This is a genomic window from Streptomyces sp. NRRL WC-3549 (assembly GCF_000721935.1).
Taxonomy (GTDB): domain Bacteria; phylum Actinomycetota; class Actinomycetes; order Streptomycetales; family Streptomycetaceae; genus Streptomyces.
Window position 1 is genome coordinate 51,402 of the sequence record NZ_KL585440.1, and the last position, 2,748, is coordinate 54,149.

At 73.0% G+C, this 2,748-nt stretch carries 2 protein-coding genes and 1 pseudogene; all 3 read left to right on the forward strand.

Annotated features, from left to right (window positions below):
* Positions 1-392 (forward strand): annotated as a pseudogene (locus tag IH13_RS0133125) (ATP-binding protein); the annotation flags it as partial.
* Between the two features lie 65 nt (positions 393-457).
* Positions 458-1,645, forward strand: coding sequence for a DNA-processing protein DprA (gene dprA, locus IH13_RS0133130; protein ID WP_051836009.1), 1,188 nt, complete (start codon positions 458-460; stop codon positions 1,643-1,645).
* Positions 1,646-1,894: 249 nt separating this feature from the next.
* On the forward strand, positions 1,895-2,731 hold the full coding sequence (gene whiG, locus IH13_RS0133135; RefSeq protein ID WP_051836008.1) for an RNA polymerase sigma factor WhiG: 837 nt from the start codon (positions 1,895-1,897) through the stop codon (positions 2,729-2,731).
* The last annotated feature ends 17 nt before the right edge of the window (positions 2,732-2,748 follow it).

A 2,748-nucleotide genomic window follows, 5' to 3' on the forward strand; every position in this document is an offset into this window, starting at 1 on the left:
AGATGTGTATAAGAGACAGGGTGGGCAGGGCGGATCTCATGGGAGGCGGCGGCCGGGGCGAGACCTCGGCGGAGGTCGCCGTGCGGGTGCGCGAGGCCAGGGCGCGGGCGGCCGAGCGGCTGGCGGGCACCCCCTGGACCACCAACAGCGAGGTGCCCGGCCATGAGTTGCGGACCCGGCTGACCGCGGCCCCGGGGGCGCTGATGGCGGCCGAGCGTGACATGGAGCGTGGCCTGCTGACCGCTCGGGGGCTCGACCGGGTGCTGCGTGTGGCGTGGACGCTGGCGGACCTCAGGGCGGCCGACCGCCCGGACGCCTCCGACATCGCGGTGGCCCTGGAGCTGCGTACGGGCATCCACCGGGGCGTCTCCATGAAGGCCGGTGTCGCGTGAGCGCCCGGCGGGACGGGGCGAAGGAGCCGTCCACCGGGGCAGGGGTGCCGCCCACCGGCGCCGGGGTGCCGCCCACCGGGGCAGGGGCCCTGCGGACCGAGGCGGGGCCGGAGTGCCGGGCGAGGGCCGCCCTGACCCGCGTCCTCGAACCCGGGGACGAGCGAGGGGGACGCTGGCTCCGTGAGATCGGTGCCGTCGAGCTGATGCGCCGCCTCACCGGTCCGGACGGCCGGGCGCGGACGCTCCCGGGCGTGACGGCCCCGCGGCTGGCGGGCTACCGGTTACGGGCCGCGACGGCCGACCCCGACCGCGACCTCGCGGCGGTGGCCGCCGCCGGAGGGCGCTTCGTCTGCCCGGGCGACCGGGAGTGGCCCAGCCAGCTGGACGACCTGGCGGACGCGCGGCCCGTCGGGCTCTGGGTGAGAGGTACGCCCGACCTCCGCCTGTGGGCCCTGCGTTCGGTCGCGGTGGTCGGCGCCCGGGCCTGCACCCCGTACGGGGCGCACATGGCGGCCACCCTCGGGGCGGGCCTGGCGGAGCGCGGCTGGGTCGTCGTCTCGGGTGCGGCGTTCGGGGTGGACGGGGCGGCCCATCGCGGTGCGCTGGGCGCCGGCGGGGCGACCCTGGCCGTGCTGGCCTGCGGGGTGGACGTCGCCTACCCGCGCGGGCACGCGGAGCTGATCGGGCGCATCGCGGAACAGGGGCTGGTCGTAGGCGAGTTGCCGCCGGCGGAACATCCCACGCGCAGCAGGTTCATCCTGCGCAACCGGGTGATCGCGGCGCTCACCCGGGGCACCGTCGTGGTGGAGGCGCAGTACCGCAGCGGTTCGCTGGTGACCGCCCGGAACGCCCAGCGGCTGGGCCGGTTCACCATGGGGGTGCCCGGGCCCGCGACGAGCGGTCTCTCGGCCGGGGTGCACGAACTCCTGCGCGGCGAGGGAGTGCTCGTCACCGACGCCTCGGAAGTGGCCGAACTGGTGGGCGAGATCGGTGATCTCGCCCCGGTCAGGCGGGGCCCCGTGCTGCCCCGGGACCTGCTCGACGCCGTCTCCGCGCGCGTCCTGGACGCCCTGTCCTGGAAGCGGTCCGTGGACGGGCGTGACGTGGCGCGCGCCGCGGGGACGTCGACGGACGAAGCACTCGGTCGGTTGTACGAACTGCACTCACTGGGGTTCGTCGAACGCCAGGGCGACGGATGGAGGTTGACGCCCGCACCCACCCGCAATGGGGATACGCGGCGAGGCGGTACTTGACCTGAAGCATTCGGGTGAAAAGGTGATGCCGATGGCCTCGGCCCCGCTCGGCGGGGCCTGGGGGACCGGTGAGCGGGGTGACCGTCCTGGTCCCGGCCATGTCCGAAGGTGCGCCGCAGAGACCGAAATCATGCGGTACGGTCCCCGGTCCTGTGCACACCGCGACACTTCAGTCACGCTACGCTCGCAAGGATCCCGCCCCAGAGACACGTCCCCAGCACCAGACGGCAGAACGGCTCAAGGCACCACATGCCCCAGCACACCTCCGGGTCTGACCGCGCGGCAGTACCACCGGCTGCGCGTGGCACTGTGCGCCCACCCGCCCCCTCCTCGCTCGACGAGTTGTGGCGTTCCTACAAGTCGACGGGTGACGAGCGGTTGAGGGAGCAGCTGATCCTGCACTACTCACCCCTGGTGAAATACGTCGCCGGCCGGGTCAGCGTGGGGCTGCCGTCCAACGTGGAGCAGGCGGACTTCGTCTCCTCCGGGGTCTTCGGGCTGATCGACGCCATCGAGAAGTTCGACCTCGAACGCGCCATCAAGTTCGAGACGTACGCGATCACCCGGATCCGCGGGGCGATGATCGACGAGCTCCGGGCGCTGGACTGGATCCCCAGGTCCGTGCGGCAGAAGGCCCGCAACGTCGAGCGCGCCTACGCCACCCTGGAGGCGCAGCTGCGCCGCACCCCGACGGAGGCCGAGGTCGCCGAGGAGATGGGGATCGGCCTGGAGGAACTGCACGCCGTTTTCAGTCAGTTGTCACTCGCCAACGTGGTGGCCCTGGAGGAGCTGCTGCACGTCGGCGGGGAGGGCGGCGACCGGCTGAGCCTGATGGACACCCTGGAGGACACCGCTGCCGACAACCCGGTCGAGATCGCCGAGGACCGTGAGCTCAGACGGATGCTCGCCCGCGCCATCAACACGCTCCCGGAGCGCGAGAAGACCGTGGTCACCCTCTACTACTACGAAGGCCTCACCCTCGCCGAGATCGGCAACGTGCTCGGCGTCACCGAGAGCAGGGTCAGCCAGATCCACACCAAGTCGGTGCTCCAGCTCCGGGCGAAGCTGGCCGACGCCGGACGCTGACCGGCCGGCTTCCGCCA

Excerpts from the sequence above, each read along its gene's own strand:
- whiG (WP_051836008.1), top strand. The coding sequence starts at position 1,895 with ATGCCCCAGCACACCTCCGGGTCTGACCGCGCGGCAGTACCACCGGCT.